This is a genomic window from Mesorhizobium sp. CNPSo 4670 (genome assembly GCF_057784235.1).
Genome location: NZ_JBWJFQ010000021.1, coordinates 36,176 through 58,705 on the forward strand (window position 1 = coordinate 36,176; position 22,530 = coordinate 58,705).

At 61.7% G+C, this 22,530-nt stretch carries 21 protein-coding genes and 1 pseudogene; 12 read left to right on the forward strand and 10 right to left on the reverse strand.

Going from position 1 to position 22,530, the window contains the following annotated elements; translation table 11 throughout:
• Position 1 precedes the first annotated feature (1 nt).
• The 8 genes from AC0ZT5_RS27855 to AC0ZT5_RS27890 all read right to left on the reverse strand — a co-directional run bounded on the left by AC0ZT5_RS27855 (position 2) and on the right by AC0ZT5_RS27890 (position 8,075).
• Positions 2–1,015 (reverse strand): type II secretion system F family protein, encoded by a 1,014-nt coding sequence (locus AC0ZT5_RS27855; RefSeq protein ID WP_488499044.1) that lies wholly within the window; start codon positions 1,013–1,015, stop codon positions 2–4.
• A 20-nt stretch (positions 1,016–1,035) separates the two neighbouring features.
• The gene (locus AC0ZT5_RS27860) at positions 1,036–2,541 is read right to left on the reverse strand and encodes a TadA family conjugal transfer-associated ATPase (protein ID WP_488499045.1); all 1,506 of its coding nucleotides are present in this window, start codon (positions 2,539–2,541) and stop codon (positions 1,036–1,038) included.
• Positions 2,542–2,570: 29 nt separating this feature from the next.
• Entirely contained in the window at positions 2,571–3,854 is a 1,284-nt protein-coding gene (locus tag AC0ZT5_RS27865; protein WP_488499046.1) for a CpaE/TadZ family protein, read from the reverse strand.
• Positions 3,855–3,897: 43 nt separating this feature from the next.
• Complete coding sequence (locus AC0ZT5_RS27870) at positions 3,898–4,635, reverse strand: CpaD family pilus assembly protein (RefSeq protein WP_478351324.1); 738 nt, start codon at positions 4,633–4,635, stop codon at positions 3,898–3,900.
• Positions 4,636–4,647: 12 nt separating this feature from the next.
• Positions 4,648–6,165, reverse strand: a complete 1,518-nt coding sequence (locus AC0ZT5_RS27875) for a type II and III secretion system protein family protein (RefSeq protein ID WP_488499047.1) — start codon at positions 6,163–6,165, stop codon at positions 4,648–4,650.
• Complete coding sequence (cpaB, locus tag AC0ZT5_RS27880; protein WP_488499048.1) at positions 6,162–6,980, reverse strand: Flp pilus assembly protein CpaB; 819 nt, start codon at positions 6,978–6,980, stop codon at positions 6,162–6,164. The genes AC0ZT5_RS27875 and cpaB overlap by 4 nt, the downstream gene beginning before the upstream one ends.
• 214 nt (positions 6,981–7,194) lie before the next feature.
• On the reverse strand, positions 7,195–7,713 hold the full coding sequence (locus AC0ZT5_RS27885; protein ID WP_095082371.1) for an A24 family peptidase: 519 nt from the start codon (positions 7,711–7,713) through the stop codon (positions 7,195–7,197).
• 185 nt (positions 7,714–7,898) lie between these two features.
• Entirely contained in the window at positions 7,899–8,075 is a 177-nt protein-coding gene (locus tag AC0ZT5_RS27890) for a Flp family type IVb pilin (RefSeq protein WP_184877599.1), read from the reverse strand.
• A 327-nt stretch (positions 8,076–8,402) separates the two neighbouring features.
• Between AC0ZT5_RS27890 and AC0ZT5_RS27895 the strand changes: the two genes are divergently transcribed.
• The 3 genes from AC0ZT5_RS27895 to AC0ZT5_RS27905 all read left to right on the forward strand — a co-directional run bounded on the left by AC0ZT5_RS27895 (position 8,403) and on the right by AC0ZT5_RS27905 (position 10,201).
• On the forward strand, positions 8,403–8,825 hold the full coding sequence (locus AC0ZT5_RS27895; protein ID WP_488499049.1) for a pilus assembly protein N-terminal domain-containing protein: 423 nt from the start codon (positions 8,403–8,405) through the stop codon (positions 8,823–8,825).
• 138 nt (positions 8,826–8,963) lie between these two features.
• Positions 8,964–9,545: a TadE/TadG family type IV pilus assembly protein gene (locus AC0ZT5_RS27900; RefSeq protein ID WP_488499050.1), complete on the forward strand. Its 582-nt coding sequence runs from the start codon at positions 8,964–8,966 to the stop codon at positions 9,543–9,545.
• A gap of 44 nt (positions 9,546–9,589) precedes the next feature.
• Positions 9,590–10,201: a TadE/TadG family type IV pilus assembly protein gene (locus tag AC0ZT5_RS27905; RefSeq protein WP_488499105.1), complete on the forward strand. Its 612-nt coding sequence runs from the start codon at positions 9,590–9,592 to the stop codon at positions 10,199–10,201.
• 46 nt (positions 10,202–10,247) lie between these two features.
• On the opposite strand, the gene AC0ZT5_RS27910 is transcribed toward AC0ZT5_RS27905, so the two are convergent.
• Positions 10,248–11,189 (reverse strand): phosphate/phosphite/phosphonate ABC transporter substrate-binding protein, encoded by a 942-nt coding sequence (locus tag AC0ZT5_RS27910; RefSeq protein WP_488499051.1) that lies wholly within the window; start codon positions 11,187–11,189, stop codon positions 10,248–10,250.
• A 280-nt stretch (positions 11,190–11,469) separates the two neighbouring features.
• Between AC0ZT5_RS27910 and AC0ZT5_RS27915 the strand changes: the two genes are divergently transcribed.
• The 9 genes and pseudogenes from AC0ZT5_RS27915 (at position 11,470) to AC0ZT5_RS27955 (ending at position 21,500) form a co-directional block, all read left to right on the forward strand.
• Positions 11,470–12,711, forward strand: a complete 1,242-nt coding sequence (locus tag AC0ZT5_RS27915) for a phosphopentomutase (protein ID WP_488499052.1) — start codon at positions 11,470–11,472, stop codon at positions 12,709–12,711.
• Entirely contained in the window at positions 12,704–13,594 is an 891-nt protein-coding gene (mutM, locus tag AC0ZT5_RS27920) for a bifunctional DNA-formamidopyrimidine glycosylase/DNA-(apurinic or apyrimidinic site) lyase (RefSeq protein WP_488499053.1), read from the forward strand. The genes AC0ZT5_RS27915 and mutM overlap by 8 nt, the downstream gene beginning before the upstream one ends.
• Before the next feature lie 157 nt (positions 13,595–13,751).
• Positions 13,752–14,525, forward strand: coding sequence for an enoyl-CoA hydratase (locus AC0ZT5_RS27925; RefSeq protein ID WP_488499054.1), 774 nt, complete (start codon positions 13,752–13,754; stop codon positions 14,523–14,525).
• A gap of 160 nt (positions 14,526–14,685) precedes the next feature.
• A complete protein-coding gene (rpsT, locus tag AC0ZT5_RS27930; RefSeq protein ID WP_095084274.1) occupies positions 14,686–14,952 on the forward strand; it encodes a 30S ribosomal protein S20 in 267 nt (88 codons plus the stop codon).
• A gap of 846 nt (positions 14,953–15,798) precedes the next feature.
• The gene (gene dnaA, locus AC0ZT5_RS27935; RefSeq protein WP_488499055.1) at positions 15,799–17,346 is read left to right on the forward strand and encodes a chromosomal replication initiator protein DnaA; all 1,548 of its coding nucleotides are present in this window, start codon (positions 15,799–15,801) and stop codon (positions 17,344–17,346) included.
• Positions 17,347–17,651: 305 nt separating this feature from the next.
• A complete protein-coding gene (gene dnaN / locus AC0ZT5_RS27940) occupies positions 17,652–18,770 on the forward strand; it encodes a DNA polymerase III subunit beta (RefSeq protein WP_488499056.1) in 1,119 nt (372 codons plus the stop codon).
• Between the two features lie 186 nt (positions 18,771–18,956).
• Positions 18,957–20,096 (forward strand): DNA replication/repair protein RecF, encoded by a 1,140-nt coding sequence (gene recF / locus AC0ZT5_RS27945; RefSeq protein WP_488499057.1) that lies wholly within the window; start codon positions 18,957–18,959, stop codon positions 20,094–20,096.
• Positions 20,097–20,252: 156 nt separating this feature from the next.
• Positions 20,253–21,008 carry a molybdopterin-synthase adenylyltransferase MoeB gene (locus AC0ZT5_RS27950; protein WP_488499058.1) on the forward strand — a complete coding sequence of 252 codons (756 nt, stop codon included), beginning with the start codon at positions 20,253–20,255 and terminating at the stop codon, positions 21,006–21,008.
• A gap of 4 nt (positions 21,009–21,012) precedes the next feature.
• Positions 21,013–21,500: pseudogene (locus AC0ZT5_RS27955) on the forward strand (GNAT family N-acetyltransferase).
• Between the two features lie 27 nt (positions 21,501–21,527).
• Here the strand turns inward: AC0ZT5_RS27955 and AC0ZT5_RS27960 are convergent.
• Positions 21,528–22,529, reverse strand: coding sequence for a 2-hydroxyacid dehydrogenase (locus AC0ZT5_RS27960; protein ID WP_488499059.1), 1,002 nt, complete (start codon positions 22,527–22,529; stop codon positions 21,528–21,530).
• Position 22,530 lies beyond the last annotated feature (1 nt).

Here is a 22,530-nt window from a genome sequence, read left to right on the forward strand (position 1 = left end):
CCTAGACTTCGAAGTTCATCATCTTGCGCATCACAAAGATGCCGATCGACATCCAGACCGCCGAGCACCCAAGGATCAGGTGTCCAACGTTGGTGACGAACAGCGGCATCAGGTAGTTCGGGCTCGACAGGTAGACGAGAAACGCAACGATGAAAGGCAGCGCACCGATGATGGCGGCGGACGCTTTCGCTTCCATCGACAGTGCCTGGACCTTGGCTTTCATCTTCTTGCGATCGCGAAGCACGCGCGAAAGATTGCCCAGCGCCTCGGATAGGTTGCCGCCAGCCTGCGATTGAATCTGGATGACGATGCCAAAGAAGCTCGCCTCCGTGCAAGGCATGGTTTCGGGCATGCGCAAGGTCGCATCGGGGATCGACAGGCCCATCTGCTGGGAATCGACGATACGACGAAATTCGGTCTTCACCGGTTCGGGAGATTCGTTGGCTATGAGGCGCACGGCGTCGTTCAGCGGCAGGCCGGACTTGACTGCACGCACGATGATATCGAGCGCGTTTGGAAATTCGTTGAGGAATGCCTTGACGCGGCGGGCGCGACGAAACGAGACGAACCAGCGCGGCAGGCCGAATGCGCCGGCCAGCAGCACGCCCGGCAGAACGAGCCGCGGCGCTCCGGCCACAAAGGCAACCATCGTCAAAGCGAGGCCGCATATGGCGGAGTATATATAGAAGCGCTCGACGGTGGTCTTCAGGCCAGCCTGACGGAGTTGGGCTTTCAGCGGTGGTTTCTTGACCCTGCTGTCGTTGGTTTTCTGCTTTGCGTCGAGCTCGTTCAGCGAATCCTGAACCGACTTGCGCCGCTTGACGGCTTCCGCCGCGCGGTCACGCGAGGCCTTGACGACGGAGCGATCAGTCTCGGCGGACTTGATCGTTTCAAGCCGCTTGCCGACCTGTTTCTCGTTGCTGATCCGGGTGAACAGGAATGCATAGGCGACCGCGCCGGCGCTAAAGCCGGCGAGCACGACAAACGCCAGTACTGTGCCGTCAATTCCAAACATTGGCCAGAACCCTCACGCCGTCAGTCAGCGCGTTTCTCCATCGCTTCGAGCGCAGTGGCGAGGCGCTGCTCCTCGCCATAGTAGCGAGCCCGGTCCCAGAAATGCGGACGACCGATGCCGGTCGATACATGCTCTCCCAGCAGCCTGCCATTGGCGTCCTCGCCCTTGATGTTATAGAGGACGATATCCTGCGTGATGATGACGTCGCCCTCCATGCCGATCACCTCGGTGATGTGGGTGATGCGACGCGATCCATCGCGCAGGCGCGCCGCCTGGATGATCACGTCGATGGAGCCGACGACGATTTCGCGCACGGTTTTCTGAGGCAGCGAATAACCGCCCATCGCGATCATGGATTCGATACGGTTCAGGCACTCGCGCGGGCTGTTCGAGTGGATCGTTCCCATCGAACCGTCATGGCCGGTGTTCATCGCCTGCAGAAGGTCGAACACCTCGGGTCCGCGCACTTCGCCGACGATGATGCGCTCGGGACGCATGCGCAGGCAGTTCTTGACCAGGTCACGCATCGTTACCTCACCCTCGCCCTCCAGATTGGGCGGGCGGGTTTCGAGGCGCACGACATGCGGCTGCTGCAATTGCAGCTCGGCCGAGTCCTCGCAGGTGATGACGCGCTCCTCGCGGTCGATATAGTTGGTCAGGCAGTTGAGCAGAGTCGTCTTGCCCGAGCCGGTACCGCCCGAGATGACGATGTTGCAGCGAACACGACTGATGATCTTGAGAACTTCGGCTCCCTGCGGTGAGATGGCGCCGAACCTGACCAGCTGATCCAGGGTCAGCTTGTCCTTCTTGAATTTGCGGATGGTGAGCGTGGCACCGTCGATGGAGAGCGGCGGCGCGATGACGTTGACGCGTGAGCCGTCGGGAAGACGCGCGTCGCAGATCGGGCTGGATTCGTCGACACGGCGGCCAACCTGGCTGACGATGCGCTGGCAGATGTTGAGGAGCTGCTGGTTGTCGCGAAAGCGGATGCCGGTCTGTTCGACCTTGCCGTTGACTTCGATGTAGACGTTCTTGGAGCCGTTGACCATGATGTCGGCGATGTCATCGCGCGCCAGCAACGGCTCGAGTGGCCCATAGCCGAGCACATCGTTGCAGATGTCCTCGAGAAGTTCCTCCTGCTCAGCGATCGTCATCGCGAAATTCTTGATCGCGATGATGTCGTTGACGATGTCGCGAATTTCTTCGCGTGCGCTTTCGGGATCAAGCTTGGAGAGCTGCGACAGATCGATGGTGTCGATGAGCGCGGAGAAAACCTGGCTCTTGGTGTCGTAATAGGATTCGCTCTTTTCGCGTTGGACCCGCTTCAGGTCCGGTGCCGATGACGGCGCATCGATTGTGCGGCGCGCCGGCGACGCGACAGGTGCGCTTGGCGGAGGCGCAGCGGGGCGGGCAAGCACCGCCGTATCCGCAGAACTTACGGCCGCCGGCGCAACCGGGGTCGGTGCCGGCTGGCGAAATTCCGGCGTGAACCGGTTTCCGTCGTCGCTGCCTCTTTTACCAAACATGATCTGCTACCGATTCCACCGCTGAAACGTCATTTCTTGTTGCGCGAGAGCCTGCCAAGCAGATTGCCAAGCCCTGCCTTCTTCTTCGTCTTGATTTCACTGCGCCCAGTCAGCACGTGCGCGATTTCGTTGATCATCGCGACAACCGAGTTCTTGGCATCCATTTCGCCAAGCATGCGCCCGTTGTTGGCGGCATTGCCGAACAGCAACGGATCAAAGCCAATGACCGACATCGGCGACAGGCCGAGGGGCTCGGCGAAATCGGACGGTGAAATCTCTGGGCGCTTGGGAACGCCGGCCTGGTTGATGATCAGCTTCGGCGGCGGGTCGTTGGGACGAAGCCGCTTCAACATGTCGACCATGTTCTTGGTGTTGCGCAGATTGGCCAGTTCCGGCGTTGCCGTGATGACGATCTCGTCGGCCTTGATCAGCGTGTTCTTGGTCCAGCCCGTCCAGGCATGGGGAATATCGAGCACCAGCAGCGGCACGCTGCGCTGGGCGGTGTCGATGAGCTGCGCGAAGGCATCGGGATCGAAATCATAGACCCGTTCGAGCGTCGAAGGGGCTGCCAGCAGCGACAGGTGTTCGGCGCACTGGGTCAGCAGACGGTCGAGATAGACTTCATCGATGCGCTCCGGCGAAAACACCGCCTCGGCGATGCCTTGCGCCGGATCCCGGTCGAAATTGATGTTGGCCGTACCGAAAGCGAGGTCGAGATCGGCGACGACCACCTCGGATTTGAACAGGGTGGACATCGCCCAGGCCACATTGTGGGCAATCGTGGAGGAACCGACGCCGCCCTTGGCGCCGACAAAGGCGATCGAGCGGCCGAGCGGCTCGGCTTCCGGATCAATGAAAATCGACGACACCACGCTGACGATGTCAGCCATCGACACAGGTGCGATCACATATTCGGAAATGCCGGAGCGGATGAGCTCGCGATAGAGACCGACATCATTGTAATGACCGATCACCACCACCTTCGAGGTCGGATCGCAATATTCCGAGAGCTGGGCGAGTTGCTCCAGCAATTGCTTCGGCTCGCTGCGCGATTCCAGCAGGATCAGGTTGGGCGTTGGCGCCGACTGGTAGAATTCGATGGCGGTGGGGACGCCGCCCATATGGACCTTGAGATGCGCCTTCGTCATACGGCGGTCCTCGCCGGCGCGCTCGACCGGATTGGCAACGCCCTCGGTCTCGCAGAATGCCTGGATCGAGATGCGCGGGATCGGCCGCAATGCCTGCATCGCGGCGATGTCTTGCTGCGAAGTATCGCTGCCATCCACCGGGGCGTCGTAGGCAAGGTTGCTCATGATCATACTCTTTCGCGTGGCCTGTTCTGTCCGAGACGGCGGCTCAGTAATCTACTTCCGAATTGCCAAGGAAATCGCCCGAGATGCCTCTTTGACGGTAGACATCGATCACCGCGCCGCGATTTTCAGCATCGATGTCGGTAGATTTGCGCGGGCCGAGCAGATCGGCCGGGTTGGCCATCTGCGCGGCGAGATTGTTCTGATAGGAGCAGCCGAAGTCGGCATAATGCTTGTTTTCCGAGGTCTCGACCAGGTCAGCTGGCCAGCGTCCGCATTTGTCTGTCTGGGCTCTCACCGAGACAAAGGAGACGCGAACCGGCGAGGAGATCTCGCTCGAGGCGGCCTGATAAGAGGTGACGACGACCCGGTTGCGCTTGACACCGGCGGCGACCGCGAGCCGTGCGAAATCGCGAGCGGCCGCCGTCGCGGCGACCTCGTTGGCCGACCCGCTCGGGACCTGGATCGTCAGCGTCGGGGCGGCACTCTTGTCATAGCTGTCGAGGAAGCCCAGAAGCGTGTCGCGCTGCGATCCGGTCATGCCGCGATCGCCGGCGCCGACAGGCAGGTCGATCTTCTGGTTCTTCTCCGCGATAACGATCGGATGATTGGTGCGATAATCATCCGGAATCGCACCGACAGTGACGCTGTCGCGATTGGCGCAGCCGGACAGCAGCGCCGCTACCGCAATTGCCAGGACCGGAACGGCTCGCCCGCAAATCCGCGAACGGCCAAAGCGCATCGTCGTGGCGATGGTGCTTGCCTTCAATGCTGACTGAGACATATCCGCTCCCGCCTATTTGTAGATGAAGCCGACAACGCCATGGTAACGGCCGTTGGGCTTGTCAGTCTGCATGGTGCCGTAGACGCGATTGACCCTGCCAAGGAACATGGCGGCGCCATCGCTGGCAGCGTTGAAATTGTCGTCCGGCTTGGCAAGGTCGTTGCGTGCCACGGGCCGTGCGAGATACGGCGTGATGATGATCACCAGCTCTGTTTCGTTGCGCACGAAATCCCTGCTGCGGAAGAGCGCACCGAGGACCGGGATCTTTGTCAGCCCTGGCAACCCGTTGACGGCTTGCCTGACATCGTCGCGAACCAGGCCGGCGATCATCATGGAGCCGCCCGAGGGCAGTTCAACGGTCGTATCGGCAAGGCGCTTGCGCAGTGACAGGGCATTCATGCCGGGGCTGGTCACGCCACTGGAAAACGAAACCGACCCTTCCGTTGTCGGCTCGGAAACCGAGGTTCTGACTTTCAGGCTTATGCGGCCGGGAGACAACACCACCGGCTGGAATTCCAGACCGATGCCGTACTCGATCTTGTCGACGCTGTAGGTCTTCAGGCCGGTCTGGTTGTCGGTCGATACATTCTGGGAGACGCCGCTCACCATGTTGTATTCACCACCGACCTTGAAGGTCGCCTTCTCGCCGGACACGGCGGTCAAGGTCGGCTCAGCCAGTGTCTTCATGACGCCGGACTGCTCCATGGCGTTGATATAGGCCTGCAGCCCCGAGGCGCCGATGTTGAAGCCCGAATTCGACAGCTGCTTGCCGAGGCCGGTGAAATTGTCGCTGACCGCGCCGTAGCTGATGCCGTTGCTGCCGCCACTGCCGACCATGTTGACGCCGAGCTGCTTCATCACCGAGCGGCTGACTTCGGCGACCGTCACCTTCAGCGTGACCTGATCGTCGCCGATGATCTGAAGCAGGTTGACGATCTTGCTGGTGCGGCGTTCCTGGTCCGGATTGTCGATCTGGACACCGTTCTGGGCCGAACCGCCGGCCGCGGTCTGCGAATATTGTCCCGTGGTCGCTTCACCGCCCGACACGAAGATCGTCGCCAGGTCAACGGCGCGTTTTGCGTCCAGCGGCGTGTCGACCGTCCCTGTCAGGACGACGTTGTCATTCAGCAGTTCCACCTTGATTGCCGACGTTGGAATGAAGCGCTTGATATAGTCTTCAAGGCCGGCAACGTCGCGTTCGACAGCCAGATCCAGGCTGACGATCTGCTCGCCATTCGGACCGAAGACAAAGATGTTCGTCTCGCCGACCGCCTTGCCGAACAGATAGATACGCCTTGCGGTGCGGGTCACCGCATCGGCAACCGCCGGGTTGGCGACGAGAATATCGTAGGCATCGCTCGGCAGGTCGATGACCACCGACTTGTTGAGGCCAAGCTTGACGCGCTGGGTTGCCGTCGATGCAGTGACCTGCGCGTTCTTTGCCTCGACAACGCCTTGCAGATTCGTCCCGATGAGCAGCAGGCCGAATGCCGCGGCTACAATTGCCGGCAGTTTACCACTTAGCCTCATTTCCTTGCCCCCACTTCGGAAACTTCGCCCGACTTGATCAGCCTCACCGTTCCCCTGCGGCCATTGCCGGAAACGAGATAGTCGGCCTCGCCCAGGTTCTTTTCCTGTGTGTCCGCGACCGCCCGCAGCGCCAGGGTCAGGCGATCCGCCATCTGCTGGGCAACCGTGATGATCTCAGCCTGACGTGGTGTCAGTTCCAGCGTGGCGGTCTGGCCCACCCTGGTCTTCTTGCCTTCCTCGTCCTCCTGAATGGTCTGGTCGATTGCCAGGACGCGGATGTTCTTGAGGATGGTTTCAGTGTTGAAATTGGTGGCGCCGCCGCCGCCGCTGGCATCGCCCCTGCGGGTCATGATGACATCGACGAAGTCGTTCGGAAGAATGAAGCCGCCGGCCGATGTGTCGGCCGAGATGGCGGTGGCGACCGCCCGCATGCCGGAAGGCAGGATCGACGACATAAAGCTCTGCCCCTCGCCGATCAGCTTGGAACGCCGCAGGGGCTCTCCGGCGTACATCGCCACGCGGGCAACGGAACCCTTCAGCTTTTCCAGCGCCTCTGGCTCGGCGGTGCGGGTGATGAAATTCGCGTTGATGCCGTCGGCTGGCCAGGATTGCCAGGCGATGTTTTTCTCAAGCGGACTGCCCATCGGAACGTCGCCCGAAAGCACTAGCACATCCTGCAGCGACACCGCCGGCGCCTGGGGCCCGGAATCGACGACGATCTGGGGCGGCGGTGCCACCATGTTCTTCGCGACATAACCGGCACCACCCGCCGCGGCCACCGCCACGCTCAGAATTATCAATCGCGATGCTGGCATCTGTCCGAACCCTTGCCCTGGCAAACCACGTAGCCAAGCCGGACTTTGCAGCGGCAATCGTCAAAACAAGGTTAATGTAATGCTTACGATCGTGATTAATTTAACGTTTACATAAATTAGCTGGAATGTGGCCTGACCGGCCAAAACGGGCCGTCCCGGCGTTGTTGAAAGCCGGCTGCGGCAATGCTGGTGGATAACCGAAATCGGATCGTGTTCAGGTCGCCAGCCTGGTCAGCGCCCACACCATCAAGGGCGAATCCGGATAGGTCAGCAACCCGCCAAGGCCAAGCGCGATCCCGTAGGGAACCCCATTTGACTCTTCGGCGAAATGGCGCAGAAACGGATTTTGGCCGGTAACGGCCGCAAGCAGCGATTTCCGGTAAAGGAGGATGGCGAGCGTCAGCAGGCCGCCGATGATTGTCGAGACCACAAGATATTCGACGAGATGTATATTGAGACCCATCCACATCGCGGAGGCGGCCAGCAGCTTGGCGTCGCCACCACCCATGCCACCCATTGCAAACAGGCCGAACGTCACGGCCAGGACCAGGGCGCCAGTGGCGATATGTCCGCCATAGGCTGCCCATTCCATACCCGTCAGCGGCGCAACCAGCGCGAAAACAACAACAAGCAGCACCGGCACGCGATTGGCGATCGTCATCGACAGCATGTCGGAGATCGCGGCAAACAGCATGCAGAACGGAAACACGACGAAGATCAGGGCTTCAAGCATCGGCGCTATGCCTATTGTCCGATTTCACAGGGCTCAATCTAGCCATGTTCGATTAACGATTGGTGAGGCCCGGAACGAAAAGGCGACTGGTATTGGCAGCGGAATAGAGAAGGGCCGCCACGCGGCAGCCCTTCTCCAAAACGTGATCCGAGCGCTCAGCGCCCAGCGCTCAGCTATGCGGCATATTAGCTGCCGCTGCTGTTCAGGGTGTTTCCGATAGCCAGGAACTTGGTGTTGAGTGCATTGCCGAGCGCGCCAGCGCCAGTGATGATGGCGAGCGCGATGAGAGCGGCGATCAGACCATATTCGATAGCGGTCGCGCCGGATTCATCCTTCACAAAACGTGCGATGAGATTAGACATTCGAGAGCTCCTACTCCACGTGTTACAGCACTTCCGTCAACTTCTGCCTTGGTTGATCGGATACTGGCAATCTAGGGAGAAGCTCTTTCGATCGGCTTAATAAACAGCCTTACCGATTCCTTTCCCGGTTCGAATATATTGCGTGGTTAACCCAGCACTAAATGCCGGCCGGCCCCATCCGTTTGCAGGGGTCGATGGTGGGGAGATCGCGCTCCGCAGGCAATCAAGTTGGCACGCCGCACCCTTCGACTAGGGTGTCCGCTTAACCGTTGGTTCACCAATCTCGTTCATGTTCCGTTGATCAGTCTGCTTGCGTGGAGCGCCTCAATGGCCCAGCCGAGATCGTCAATCGTGATTGCTGCGCTTCTTGTCGCCGCAGGCTTCGTGGCGCCCGCCATGGCCGGGGCCGGCATCGAGGTCACGATGAACCAGGCCAAGATCGTCAAACTGTCGCGTCCCGCCGATACGATCGTAGTCGGCAATCCGGCAATCGCCGACGCTTCCGTACAGGACGCCTCGACGATCGTGCTGACCGGCAAGGGTTTCGGCGTTACCAATCTGGTCGTTCTCGATACGGATGGCAGCCCGATCGTCGACGAACAGGTTACCGTCGTGCGGCAGGCCGCCTCGTCGGTGCGTATCTATCGCCGTGCAGAAATACAGACCATGTCCTGCACGCCCTATTGCGAAAGCTCCTATAAGAGTGATGCGGAGAAATCCTCCGAGGCTGAGATGAACGGCACCCGATAGGATGGCGCGGTGGAATGCCGTTCAGGTTATCGGCTGGTTTAGACGCCATCGACGACTTTAACGATCATTCAAACCGGGCCTCAATTGGTTTGCGCTAATACGCCTTCCGAGACCGCATAGAGATCGGCAGGATCAGACATGAGCAAGGAATTCGGTTCCGCAGACGAGCACAAAGCGAGACGCCCAAGATTTTTCGTTCGCTTCCTTCGCGACCGGCGCGGCAGTACGGCTATTGAATTCGGAATCCTTGCAATCCCGTTTGCGCTGCTTGTCTTTGCCATTCTGGAAAGCTGCATCGCATTTGCGGGCCAGGAAGTGTTGTCCAACATCACCGACGATGTCGCGCGCCGCTTGCGGACCGGCCAGTTAAGGGCGGCCGACGTCGCCGGAGACAATTTGAAGAACATGATCTGCGACAAACTGGAGATCATCGTCTCGCAGGATTGTCCCAATCAGCTGGACGTGGATCTTCGCCAATATACGACGTTCGCCGCCGCCGCCGCGGCCGGCTTCAAGATACAGGCTGGCCAGGTCGTCCTGACCAACGGCGGCGCCAACCAGTCCTTTGCTGTTACGGCGGGTGCCGCGGAATCGAAGAACATGCTGCGGGTCTTTTACAAATGGCCGATCATGACCGATCTACTGGCCCAGTCGATGGGCGGCAACAAGACCCTGCATTTCGCGTCGGTAACCTGGCAGAACGAGCCGTTCGACAATTGAGTTCGAGGCGGATGCACGAGCAGTAAAAGAAAAGGGCAATGGGCATGACGCGTGCGGGGGCACATCTCAAGACTTCAGGGATTTGGCGCAAGGCAATTCGATTTGGGTCCGATCGCCGTGGTGTTGCGGCAGTCGAATTCGCCTTGATCATGCCTCTTCTGCTGGCCATGTATTTTATCACCATGGAGGCGTCACAAGCCATCGAGACCAGCAAGAAGGTCAGTCGTCTCGGCAGCATGGTGGCCGATCTCGTCACCCAGCAGACGACAGTCGTCAAGGCGGATATCGACGCCATCATGGCGATCGGCGCCGTCACCCTTCAGCCCTACAACCGCTCGGTCCCGAGCATCACCATCACGGCCATACAGGTCACGACCGACGCAACGCCGCTGGTGCAGGTGGTGTGGTCGCGCAAGCTGGTCAATGGCGTCGCCAGCACTGGCCCCACCACCACCACGGTTCCAGCAAAACTCAAGGTCGCCGGCACCTTCCTCATCCGCGTCGACAGCACTCTTGGCTACAAGCCGGTCATCACCTGGTCGGCGGGCAGCCAACAGAAGCTTGGATTGACCTCGGCTTTCAACGCCCTGACGATGGGCGAATCCTACTATCTGCGTCCGCGTAGAAGCGTGACGATCCCTTGCGGCGACTGCTGAACCGGGACCGCTGAGCCGTTCGCAAAAACTGCTCCAAAGCGTCGCGTTACTGTCCCGGACCACTGCCCGCGACGAAGCGCACGACAGCGCCGGCCATGTCGTAATCCTTTGGCACCACGATAGCGAAGCCACCGGAATGCTTCGATTCCAACAGATCGTAGATGTCTGGCGTCATCGACTTTAGATTGGTGAGGAAGACGGTGAGCCGGCGCTTGGCTTCCGGGTCGAGATCGCTGCGGACGGCGTGGGGACCATATCTCAGCAGGCCCGACTTCCAGATGACTTGAAGCGCGGCTGCCGAAAGCCCCGCCGCTTCGAGCCTCGCCTGGGTGCCCGATGCCTGCGTTTGAGCGCCAGATGCTTCCGGCTGGCCGTCGGCAGCGGCCGTTACCCAGCCGAACAGGCCATCCGCCTTGCCATCGAGCAGCATCGTTTCCGCCGCCGCAGCCGACTCGGCATGGACCAGAAATGGTGCATCTTGCGCAATCCTGCGGCCTTCCGCTGTCAACGCCGCCAATGGCAACAGAGAACCGCCGACACTGTCCGAAGGGGCCATGGCAATGCGATGGCTTTCCATTGCCGCCAGATCAGGCAGCTTGCCGTCGCGCGTCAGCAGAACGGAGCGGATGCCTATCGCGCCGTCAAAATCGACCGGAGCCACAAGCGGCTCGATGCATCCGCAGCGTTGCGACGCCGTCGCGTAGGCGGTCGCGGAATAGATTGCGTATTCGATGCGGGCATTGGCCTGCGCCTCGATCAGCGCGGCATAGTCGCGGGCAATGACAAACTCGACCTTCATACCCAGGGCCTTGGTATAGGCGTCGGTCAACCGTGCCAGCCCCGGAACGGTGTTGCCGGCGCCTGGCTCGGCAACGATGCCGACGCGGAACGTACCGATATCATCGCGCCAGTCGGCATGCGCCGGATTGGACCAGAGCGCACCCTGCACAAGCAAGAGAGCGGCGTATGCCTTCAGGGCAACCCTCATGACAGAACCGCCGCCTGCTTTCCTCGATCCATACCCATGCCCGCCGCATCGTTGCGACATGCCAAAAACCGCCACGCACTATGCATGTCGTTGTCCCAAAACCGCCGCGCACTTTTGGGCGCCATGCATTCTCAGTTATGCATGTCGTTGCCCCAAAACCGCTTCGCACTTTTGGGCAACATGCATCGGACTATCGCGCCTGGTCGTTGCCGATTGGTTTCCGAATTGCCAACGAAGTCGCGGAACCCTATGTCTGGGCGTTCAAACTGGCAACAATTCGATGGCGCGCGCTTTCCTCTTCGTTCTGGACTCCTTCGGCATCGGCGGGGCGGCCGACGCCGACCGCTATGGAGACACCGGCGCCAACACATTCGCGCACATCGCGGAAGCCTGTGCCGAAGGCCGCGCGGATCGCGAAGGGCTGCGCAGCGGACCGCTGTTTGTCCCCTACATGGCCTCGCTCGGGCTTGGCAAGGCTGCCGAAACCGCCACGGGACTGGGCTTCGCCAGCAGCGGCGCGGATCTGCTCACCACGGCCTTCCACGGCGCGGCGCAAGAGGTTTCGAGCGGCAAGGACACGCCGTCGGGCCATTGGGAAATCGCCGGCCTGCCGGTGCGATTCGACTGGGGCTATTTCCCGGATACGGTTCCCGCCTTTCCGGCGGATCTGACCGAGGCGATCATCCGCGAGGGCAAGGTGCCCGGCATTCTCGGCAACTGTCATGCGCCGGGCACCGAAATCATCGAGCGGTTCGGCGAGGAGCACATCCGTACCGGCAAGCCGATCTGCTACACGTCGGTCGACTCGGTCCTGCAAATTGCCGCGCATGAAGCCCATTTCGGCCTCGAGCGGCTTTATGAGTTCTGCAACGTGGTGCGCAGGCTGGTTGACCCGCTGAGGATCGGGCGGGTGATTGCGCGGCCGTTCGTCGGCGAAACCACCGCGACCTTCGAGCGAACCTACAACCGCCATGACTACGCGGTGCCACCGCCGGAACCAACCCTGCTCGACCGGCTGACGGCGCGTGGCAGCCGCGTCATCGCCATCGGCAAGATCGGCGACATCTTCGCCCATCGCGGAATATCGCAAGTGCGCAAGGCGGCGGGCAACATGGCCATGTTCGACGAAGCGCTGGGCGCGATGGATGATGCCGGCGACGGCGACCTCGTCTTCGCCAATTTCGTCGACTTCGACACCGAATTCGGGCATCGCCGCGACGTTGCAGGTTATGCTGGCGCGCTCGAGACCTTCGACCGGCGGCTGCCGGAGGCGTTTGCAAGGCTGCGGCAGGGCGATCTTCTCATCCTGACGGCCGACCATGGCAACGATCCGACCTGGCGCGGTACCGACCATACGCGCGAACGCATTCCGGTGATCGGCACCGGACCGGGTTTCAAGGGCGGTGACATCGGACTGAGAACGACATTCGCCGACATCGGTGAAACCGTGGCCGAGCATCTTGGGCTGGCGGCCGGCCGTTACGGCACGTCTTTCTATGCAGCGATTGGCGGCCATGCCTGAACTGCCCGAGGTCGAAACGGTCCGGCGTGGGCTGCAGCCGGTTCTGGAAGGCGCCACCATCACCCGTGTCGAGGCGCGCCGACCGGATCTGCGCTTTCCATTTCCCGAAAAATTTTCGCAGCGGCTGACCGGCAAGAGGGTCACCGCGCTCGGCCGCCGGGCCAAATATCTGACGATGGACGTTGAAGGCGGTCCGGTGCTGATCTGCCATCTCGGCATGTCGGGCTCATTCCGCATCGAGACGGCGGATGGCAGCGACATGCCTGATATCTTCCACCACGACCGCTCGAAGAGCTCCAACCACGACCACGTCGTCTTCCATGTCGTATCCGCGGGCGGCGCCAGTTCGCGCGTGATCTTCAATGATCCGCGCCGCTTCGGCTTCATGTTGTTTGCCGAAGGCCCGCCGGACGTCCATCCGATGCTGGCCGGGCTCGGCGTTGAGCCAACCGGCAACACATTGGACGGCGCGCTGCTTGCCTCATTGATGAAGGGGCGGAGATCACCGCTCAAGGCAGCGCTTCTCGACCAGAGACTGATCGCCGGGCTCGGCAACATCTATGTCTCGGAGGCGCTGTGGCGCGCCAGCCTGTCGCCGCTGCGCGAGGCGGGCACAATCGCCAAGCCCGGGAAGAAGGCCCAGGCCCAAAGCGAGCGCCTCGCCGAAGCCATTCGCTCGGTGATATCAGATGCGATCGCGGCCGGCGGATCCTCGCTCAGGGACTATATGCAGGCCGATGGCTCGCTGGGCTACTTCCAGCATTCCTTCGCCGTCTACGACCGCGAGGGCGAGCCTTGCTCGAAACCCGGCTGTAGCGGCCACATCGAGCGGATCGTGCAAAGCGGCCGATCGACCTTCTATTGCCGGACGTGTCAGCGGTGAGTTAGATCAATTCCAGGAAACGTGTGAGACGGCTTTCCCGGGAAAGCGGGTAGCGCTTCCCTGGGGAATTGCCTCAAAACAAAGAGATAGAGCGGTTCTGCGTTTCCGTGAAACGATGAACCGCTCCGGACGATGGGCGAGCGAGGAGAAGCAAGTCATGGCCTATGAGACGATCATCACCGAAGCGCGCGGCAAGGTAGGGTTGATCACGCTGAACAGGCCGCAGGCGCTCAACGCGCTGAATTCCCAGATCCTGGCCGAACTGGTGGCAGCCGTGAACGGCTTCGGCGCCGATGCCGGCATCGGCGCCATAGTCATCACCGGTTCCGAAAAGGCCTTCGCCGCCGGCGCCGATATCAAGGAGATGCAGGCAATCTCCTATGTGGATGCGTATCTGCAGGACTTCTTCGTCGGCTGGGAGGAGTTTACGCGGGCGCGGAAGCCGATCATCGCTGCGGTGGCCGGCTATGCGCTGGGCGGCGGCTGCGAGCTGGCGATGATGTGCGACTTCATCATTGCCGCCGACACGGCCAAGTTCGGCCAACCCGAAATCACGCTCGGCGTCATTCCCGGCATGGGCGGGTCGCAACGGCTGACCCGCTTCGTCGGCAAGTCGAAGGCGATGGACATGTGCCTGACCGGGCGGATGATGGATGCAGCCGAAGCCGAGCGTTCGGGCCTGGTGTCGCGGGTCGTGCCTGCCGGCGAGCTCGTCGAGGAGGCGCTGAAGGCGGCTGCCAGGATCGCCGACTTCTCGCTGCCATCGGTGATGATGGCAAAGGAGGCTGTCAACCGCGCCTTTGAGACGACGCTGGCCGAGGGATTGCGGTTCGAGCGCCGACTGTTTCACTCGCTGTTCGCGCTCGAGGACCAGAAGGAAGGCATGGCGGCCTTCGCCGAGAAGCGGAAGCCGAATTTCAACAACCGCTGACGCCAGTCTGATGGCCGCCAAAAAGAAGGCCATGCAGCGTTGACGCGCCGGAAAAGCTGAACTATAAGCCGCACCAACCGAGGCGGCCCCGTGGCTGCCCGTTTGTTTTTTGCGCCCTGCGGCATCCCGCATGCGCCGACCAGATCAGAAGAGAGGCATCATGGCCAATACATCCTCGGCCAAAAAGGCAACGCGCAAGATCGCACGCCGCGCGGCGGTCAACAAGAACCGTCGCTCGCGCGTCCGCACCTATATCCGCCAGGTCGAAGAGGCACTTGCCTCCGGTGACAAGGCTGCCGCACAGGCTGCCTTCAAGATCGCGGAGCCGGAATTGATGCGCGCCGCAACCAAGGGCGTGATCCACAAGAACACGGCGTCCCGCAAGGTGTCGCGACTGGCCCAGCGGGTCAAGGTTCTGTCTGCCTGACATCACGTCCTAGACTGACGTTCTGCGAACCCGGCCGATTGTGCCGGGTTTTTTCGTTTGCCGGCAAGCACTTAAAAAAGGATGGCCGAAAACGGCCTCCGGTGCGGGCTTAGCTGTTCGAAATGCTTTGCCGGCACTGCCATGCCGGTTGATCGCCGGTATCCCTGAAAAGGGTTCTCTCGAAAAAAGTCGGCACTCAGAAATAATCTATAGTTTTCAGATAGTTGCGGATAGTCGTCCACAGCTTGTTCACATCGAGCCGGGGCGATGGGGGACAAGTAGCTGTCAAGCGAATTATTTCATAAAATTTCGTGCCGGGCCGGCTTTTTCATATTCGCCGGAAAAGAGTTTGAATCACAATGGCTTTGTTAAAATGTGCCGTTGCGGCATGCCACTCGAACCCGCCTTCAGTAACCAGATTCCTTAAAAATCGGTTAGTCCCGGCCTTGCCCTATCCACAGCGATTTCGGTAATGTCGATCTATCGAAAGGGAAGGGCTCCGGCCCTTAACCCAGCCAGAAACGGCCAGCTTAAATTGGCGGGATTTGCGACGCGGATCAAGTCCGTGGACGGGTTTGGTTTGTCTTTTTCGATACGGTAGGGGACTGGCGTAACTAGACATGGCAGGTAGTTGGCGCGCCGGCGCACTTTCGCCGGACGGCGCTGTATTGCCCTGACTTACCTGAACGCGGACTGGCTTCCATGGGCCGGCACCGGTTTCCCCCGGATATTGGCGATGTCATCTGCCGGCGGCGGCAGCAAGCATCGTAGCGACGCAGTTGCCGGGACACGGGTGCAGGGGCGCATCCCCGGTGGAACAGGGTACGGAAAGACAAGGAAGAGACCATGCAGAGCGGCATCGAAAGGGAGCTTACGGGCGACCTCCCATTTCCTGGAACTTTGACCGGAGCAAACGACATGGCGGTGTCCAGCGACGCGGAACAGAAGTTCGACCGGGTCAAGACCCAGTTGAAGGCGCGCCTGGGAACTGAAGTCTATTCGAGCTGGTTCGGCCGCATGAAGGTCGCGGAGGCTTCCAAGGGCATTATCCGCATCTCGGTGCCCACCGCCTTTCTGCGCTCATGGATCAACGGTCACTATCTAGACCTCATTTCCGAGCTGTGGAAACAGGAGGATCCCGATCTCCTCAAGATCGAGATCGTCGTGCGGACTGCGACCCGCCAGGGGCACAGCCATGCCGAGCCGGAGGTGGCGCCTGCGCGAGCCAAGATGACGCGGCAGACGCAGACGGCGCTCGCCGCCGGCACTGTCAGCCCTGGCCGGGCAGAGCGTGCACCGGCTCCGCGTCCGGGCACTCCGGTCGAGAGCGAGTTCCGGCACAATGTGCTCGGATCACCGCTTGATCCACGGTACACATTCGGCTCCTTCATCGAGGGACCGTCGAACCGGGTGGCCTTCGCCGCCGCCAAGGCGGTGGCGGAATCGCAATCGAGCGCGGTGCGCTTCAACCCGCTTTTCCTTCACGCAACCGTCGGGCTCGGCAAGACACACCTGTTGCAGGCGATCGCCGCGGAATCGCTGAAGCAGAACCCCAAGTCGCGCGTCGTCTATCTCACGGCCGAGTATTTCATGTGGCGCTTTGCCACCGCGATCCGTGACAACAATGCGCTGACGCTCAAGGAACAGCTGCGCGACATCGACCTGCTCATCATCGACGACATGCAGTTCCTGCAGGGCAAGTCGATCCAGCATGAATTCTGCCACCTGATCAACATGTTGCTCGACAGCGCCAAGCAAGTCGTCGTTGCCGCCGACCGGCCGCCGTCGGAATTGGAATCGCTCGAACCGCGGGTCCGGTCGCGCCTCAATGGCGGCGTCGCGCTTGAAATGTCGGCGCCCGATTTCGCCATGCGCCTTGGCATGCTCAACTTGCGCCTTGCCACCGCAAGGATCGATGACGCATCGCTCTATATTTCGGAGGAGATCCTCAATCACGTCGCCCGCACCGTGACCGGCAGCGGACGCGAGCTGGAAGGGGCGTTCAATCAGCTGCTGTTCCGCCAGTCCTTCGAACCGCAGATCACCATCGACCGGATCGACGAGATCCTCGGCCACATCTATCGCACTGGCGAGCCGAAGCGGGTCCGTATCGAGGACATCCAGCGCATCGTCGCGCGCCACTACAACGTGTCGAAGACCGAGTTGCTGTCCAACCGGCGCACACGCACCATCGTCAAGCCACGGCAGGTCGCCATGTACCTGTCGAAGGTGATGACGCCGCGCTCGCTGCCCGAGATCGGACGGCGCTTCGGCGGCCGCGATCACACCACGGTGCTGCACGCAGTGCGCAAGATCGAGGACCTTTCGGGCAACGACAACACGCTGGCGCAGGAACTTGAGCTCCTGAGGCGGTTGATCAACGACCAGGCCTGACCGGTCTGGGCAAGTCGAGACCAGAATAGCACCGGAATTCAATGACTTGCCGGTGCGGTCCTGGATCCGAAATGGGTTCGTGGTGTCGCCTGGGGGCGATCCGAATTTTGGTTTTGCGACACCGGCTCGCCGACTTCGTGGCCTTTATCCCCAGAAAGCCCGCGTAGCCGGCCTGAACCGGTGTCGCGGGCTTGCGTTTGCTGGTTTTTTCCTGTCAGTTTACGCAGATTCTGAGCCTGTTCAGACCTTTCGCGGGGCGCCGCTCACTGGTGACCCGTCATTCATTCAAGCGAGCCTGTTTCGTCATGCGTGTTATCCTGGAACGGTCAAATCTCCTGAAGTCGCTCAACCACGTCCACCGTGTCGTCGAGCGGCGTAACACCATACCGATCCTGTCCAACGTGCTGCTCAGCGCCGAGGGCGCCAGCCTCGAAATGAAGGCGACCGACCTAGACCTGGAGGTGACGGAAGCGACGCCCGCCAAGGTGGAGCGCGGCGGGGCGACGACGGTTCCGGCACATCTGCTCTACGACATCGTGCGCAAGCTCGCCGACGGCGCCGAGGTGATGCTGAAGACGGACGAGGACGGCAACGCCATGACGGTGACGTCCGGCCGTTCGAGCTTCCGCCTCCAGTGCCTGCCGCAATCCGACTTCCCCGAGCTTTCGGCCGGATCCTTCTCGCATATCTTCCGTCTCGACTCGGTTGCTCTGAAGGGCCTGATCGAAAAGACACAGTTCGCCATCTCCACCGAAGAGACGCGCTATTATCTGAACGGCATCTACCTGCACACGCACGAGGTCAGCGGCAAGCTGAAGCTGCGCTCGGTGGCGACCGACGGCCACCGCCTGGCACGCGCCGAGATCGACGCGCCGGCGGGTTCCGAGGGCATGCCGGGCATCATCATTCCGCGCAAGACCGTGAGCGAGTTGCAGAAGCTGGTCGACGATCCGGATGTCGCGGTCACCACCGAACTGTCCGACACCAAGATCCGCTTCACCATCGGCAGCGTGGTTTTGACCTCGAAGCTGATCGACGGCACCTTCCCGGACTATCAGCGGGTCATTCCGACCGGTAATGACAAGAGGCTGATCATCGACCGCCAGAGTTTCGCCGCCGCTGTCGATCGCGTCTCGACCATCTCCTCCGAACGCGGTCGCGCGGTAAAGCTTTCGATCAGCGACGGTCAGGTGACGCTTGCGGTCAACAATCCGGATTCAGGCAGCGCCACTGAGGAACTGGCCGCCGACTATTCGTCCGATCCGATCGAGATCGGCTTCAACGCCAAGTACCTCCTCGATGTCGCCGCGCAGCTGACCGGCACGGAGGCCAAGTTCATGCTGGCCGACGCCGGTTCGCCGACGCTGATCCACGACATGGCCGACGAGACCGCGCTTTACGTGCTGATGCCGATGCGGGTCTAGCCGGCGCGGCGTCACCAACCCGGCCCCGCGACTGGACCGGCAGCGAGATCGTTGGTTGCGGCGACTTCCAGAGCAATTCCAGGAGAAAAGCATGAAACGGTTTCCGCCCGGAATTGCGTCAAAACAAAGAGTTGGAGCAGGTCTGCGTTTCCGTGAAACGACGACCGCTCTACAGGCGGATAGCGGTTGCCGGCACAGACTCACATAAGTAAGCTTACACTTACTAATTTTCGTAACTATGCGGGGTTGGCGATCGACCTAGCGCCTGGTGCTGTGGTCTTTTCCGGCGACAACGGTGCCGGCAAGACCAATCTTCTCGAAGCGATCTCCTTGCTGACGCCGGGACGCGGCTTGCGCCGCGCGCCTTATGCGGATGTCGCGCGCGAGGGCGGCGACGGCGGCTTTGCCCTGCACGCCCGGCTAGATGGGCCCGACGGCCAGGTCGAGATCGGTACGGGCATTTCAGGCGGCGACAGTGCCGGCGAAGGCGGCAGGCGGGTGCGTATCAACGGCGCTTCGGCGCGATCGGCCGAGGAGATGCTGGAGTGGCTGCGCGTGGTATGGCTGACGCCGGCAATGGACGCCTTGTTCACCGGACCAGCTGCGGATCGCCGGCGCTTTCTCGATCGGCTGGTGCTGGCGATCGATCCCGGGCACGGCCAGCGCGCAATCGACTACGAAAAGGCGATGCGCGGCCGCAATCGGTTGCTTACTGAAGGCTCCCGGGACGACCGCTGGTTCGACGCGATCGAGACACAAATGGCCGAAACCGGTGTGGCGATCGCCGCCGCACGCGCCGAGATGGTGCGCCTGCTGGCCGCGATGATCGACAGGCTGCCCGACACCGGACCGTTTCCGCAGGCCGATATCGGCCTTTCGGGTGAGCTTGAGGCCGAGATTGCCATCGCGCCGGCGGTAGACGTCGAGGAGCGGTTCCGCCGGACACTTGCCGAGGGTCGTGACCGCGACCGCACCGCCGGGCGCACGCTCGAGGGACCGCACCGTTCGGATCTGGTGGTTCGGCACCGTCCCAAGGCGATGCCGGCAGAGCTCTGCTCGACAGGCGAGCAGAAGGCGCTGCTGGTCGGCATCGTCCTGTCGCACGCCCGGCTGACCGGCGAGATGTCTGGCATGACACCGATCCTGCTGCTTGACGAAATCGCCGCGCATCTGGATGGCGGGCGGCGCGCGGCGCTGTTTTCCATCCTCGAAGACCTGAACTGCCAGGCGTTCATGACCGGAACCGATGCGGCGCTGTTTTCCAGTCTCAAGGGACGTGCGCAATTCCTGACTGTCGACCACGGCACGGTCGTGCCAACGACCTAGATCTTTGTCTACGCATGTCGTTGTCCCCAAAACCGCTTCACACTTTTGGGCGACATGCATCGGGTTTATGCATGTCGTCGTCCCAAAACCGCTGACACTTTTGGGCGACATGCATTAGCTCCTGACAAGGTTTTTCAGCCGCTATATGGTCCGGCAATGACCGCTGCCGCCCTGACCGACGAAGAGATCGAACGCTATGCCCGCCACATCGTGCTGCCCGAGGTCGGCGGCGCCGGCCAGCAGAGGTTGAAGCAGGCGCGGGTGCTGGTGATCGGCGCCGGCGGGCTGGGTGCGCCGGTGCTCGAGTATCTTGCCGCCGCCGGCGTCGGCACGCTCGGCGTGATCGACGACGACACCGTTTCGCTTTCCAACCTGCAGCGCCAGGTCATTCACGGCACCGACGCCGTCGGCATGCTGAAAACCGATAGCGCCAAGGCGGCAATCGCGCGCATCAATCCCAACACCGCCGTCGAGACACATACGTTCCAGCTGACCGCGGACAACGCCGCTGCCCTCGTCGCCCGTTATGACGTCGTCGTCGACGGTTCCGACAATTTTGAAACCCGCTATACGGTGGCCGACGCCTGCGCGAGCGAGAGGAAACCCCTGGTGCACGCCGCCGTGGGACGCTTCGATGGTTCGGTGACCGTGCTGAAGCCATTCGAAGACGGCAAGGACGGGAAGCCAAATCCGGGCTATCGAGATCTGTTTCCGGAAGCGCCGCCGCCTGGCCTGGTGCCCTCCTGTGCCGAGGCCGGGGTGCTTGGTGCACTGACCGGTGTCGTCGGCACGCTGCAGGCGATGGAGGCGATCAAGCTGATCACCGGCATTGGCGAGCCGCTGGTTGGCCGGCTGCTGCTCTATGATGGGCTGGCCGCGCGCTTCGACACGATCCGCTACAAGAGAAGCTGACATCGTGAATCGGACCGAAGCTGTTTCCATCACGCGGATCCCGGCCGATTTCGACCGTTGGGACGATATGCTCGCATGATCATGCACGCGTTCACCACCATGGACGGTGTCATCGACCCGCCCTCCTCGGCGCACCTTCTGACCGCCGAAACCTTGCGCGACAAGGCGCGGCAGGAGGCCGGCTTCGTGGCGTTCGAAGGAGACAGGATCGTCGGCTGCGTGTTTGCCCTTGAAAGGATGGCGGAATTTTACGTCGGCAAGCTCGCCGTCGCGCTGGATTGTCAGGGACAAGGCATTGGCCGGCGGCTGATGCTGGCGGTCGAGGATCTTGCCCGCAGCCGCGGCAAGGCTGCGGTCGAACTTCAGACGCGGATCGAGCTGACCGGAAACCATGCCGCCTTTGCCCGCCTCGGCTTTCACGAGACCGAACGGACGGCGCATGAGGGCTACATCAGGCCGACTTCTATCACCATGCGCAAGGTCCTTGCGTAAGCCTGGACTTTCGTTCGAAGGCTGGCGTCAGGTTCTGAGCGGCAGCACGCGATCCGGCGGCCGATGGCCGTCGACGAATGCGCGGATGTTGATGATGACCCTTTCGCCCATGTCGATGCGGCCTTCGAGCGTCGCCGAGCCCATATGCGGCAGAAGCACGACCTTGCCCTTGGCGGCGAGCTTCAGCAGCTTGCCGTTCAGTGCCGGCTCGTGCTCATAGACGTCGAGGCCGGCTCCGGCGAGCTTGCCGTCCTGGATCATCTTCACCAGCGCCTCTTCGTCGATGATGTCGCCACGTGCGGTGTTGACGACATAGGCCGTAGGCTGCAGCAGCGCCAGCCGCCGCGCCGACAGCAGATGGAAGGTCGCCGGCGTCGACGGGCAATTGACCGAAATGATGTCCATGCGGGCCAGCATCTGGTCGAGGCTTTCCCAATAGGTCGCCTCCAGCTCGTCTTCCACGGCCGGCAGCACGCGATGGCGGTTGTGGTAGTGGATCGACAAGCCGAAGGCCTTGGCGCGCCTCGCGACGGCGGTGCCGATGCGCCCCATGCCGACAATGCCGAGCCGCTTGCCCCAGATGCGGCGGCCAAGCATCCAGGTCGGCGACCAGCCGGCCCATTTCTTGTCGCCGGTGAGCACGTTGGCGCCTTCCGCCAGCCGCCGCGGCACAGCCAGCATCAGCGCCAGGGTCATGTCGGCAGTGTCCTCGGTCAGCACATTGGGCGTGTTGGTGACGGTGATGCCCTTCTTGGCCGCCGCCGTGACATCGATCTTGTCGACGCCATTGCCGAAATTGGCGATCAGCTTGAGATTGTCGCCGGCCTGGGCAATCAGCGCCGCGTCGATCTGATCGGTCACCGTCGGCACCAGCACGTCGGCTTCCTTGACCGCCGCGACCAGTTCCGGCTGCGTCATCGGCCTGTCCTCGACATTCAGCCGGGCGTCGAACAGTTCGCGCATGCGGGTCTCGACCGGATCGGGCAGCTTTCGCGTGATGACCACGAGAGGCTTCTTTTTGCCTGCCATT

Excerpts from the sequence above, each read along its gene's own strand:
- AC0ZT5_RS27950 (WP_488499058.1), top strand. The coding sequence starts at position 20,253 with ATGACCGCTGCCGCCCTGACCGACGAAGAGATCGAACGCTATGCCCGC.
- AC0ZT5_RS27915 (WP_488499052.1), top strand. The coding sequence starts at position 11,470 with ATGGCGCGCGCTTTCCTCTTCGTTCTGGACTCCTTCGGCATCGGCGGG.
- cpaB (WP_488499048.1), bottom strand. The coding sequence starts at position 6,980 with ATGCCAGCATCGCGATTGATAATTCTGAGCGTGGCGGTGGCCGCGGCG.
- dnaN (WP_488499056.1), top strand. The coding sequence starts at position 17,652 with ATGCGTGTTATCCTGGAACGGTCAAATCTCCTGAAGTCGCTCAACCAC.
- AC0ZT5_RS27960 (WP_488499059.1), bottom strand. The coding sequence starts at position 22,529 with ATGGCAGGCAAAAAGAAGCCTCTCGTGGTCATCACGCGAAAGCTGCCC.
- AC0ZT5_RS27865 (WP_488499046.1), bottom strand. The coding sequence starts at position 3,854 with ATGAGCAACCTTGCCTACGACGCCCCGGTGGATGGCAGCGATACTTCG.
- dnaA (WP_488499055.1), top strand. The coding sequence starts at position 15,799 with ATGCAGAGCGGCATCGAAAGGGAGCTTACGGGCGACCTCCCATTTCCT.
- AC0ZT5_RS27895 (WP_488499049.1), top strand. The coding sequence starts at position 8,403 with ATGGCCCAGCCGAGATCGTCAATCGTGATTGCTGCGCTTCTTGTCGCC.
- AC0ZT5_RS27885 (WP_095082371.1), bottom strand. The coding sequence starts at position 7,713 with ATGCTTGAAGCCCTGATCTTCGTCGTGTTTCCGTTCTGCATGCTGTTT.
- AC0ZT5_RS27900 (WP_488499050.1), top strand. The coding sequence starts at position 8,964 with ATGAGCAAGGAATTCGGTTCCGCAGACGAGCACAAAGCGAGACGCCCA.
- mutM (WP_488499053.1), top strand. The coding sequence starts at position 12,704 with ATGCCTGAACTGCCCGAGGTCGAAACGGTCCGGCGTGGGCTGCAGCCG.
- AC0ZT5_RS27910 (WP_488499051.1), bottom strand. The coding sequence starts at position 11,189 with ATGAGGGTTGCCCTGAAGGCATACGCCGCTCTCTTGCTTGTGCAGGGT.
- rpsT (WP_095084274.1), top strand. The coding sequence starts at position 14,686 with ATGGCCAATACATCCTCGGCCAAAAAGGCAACGCGCAAGATCGCACGC.
- AC0ZT5_RS27925 (WP_488499054.1), top strand. The coding sequence starts at position 13,752 with ATGGCCTATGAGACGATCATCACCGAAGCGCGCGGCAAGGTAGGGTTG.
- AC0ZT5_RS27905 (WP_488499105.1), top strand. The coding sequence starts at position 9,590 with ATGACGCGTGCGGGGGCACATCTCAAGACTTCAGGGATTTGGCGCAAG.
- AC0ZT5_RS27890 (WP_184877599.1), bottom strand. The coding sequence starts at position 8,075 with ATGTCTAATCTCATCGCACGTTTTGTGAAGGATGAATCCGGCGCGACC.
- AC0ZT5_RS27870 (WP_478351324.1), bottom strand. The coding sequence starts at position 4,635 with ATGTCTCAGTCAGCATTGAAGGCAAGCACCATCGCCACGACGATGCGC.
- AC0ZT5_RS27860 (WP_488499045.1), bottom strand. The coding sequence starts at position 2,541 with ATGTTTGGTAAAAGAGGCAGCGACGACGGAAACCGGTTCACGCCGGAA.
- AC0ZT5_RS27855 (WP_488499044.1), bottom strand. The coding sequence starts at position 1,015 with ATGTTTGGAATTGACGGCACAGTACTGGCGTTTGTCGTGCTCGCCGGC.
- AC0ZT5_RS27875 (WP_488499047.1), bottom strand. The coding sequence starts at position 6,165 with ATGAGGCTAAGTGGTAAACTGCCGGCAATTGTAGCCGCGGCATTCGGC.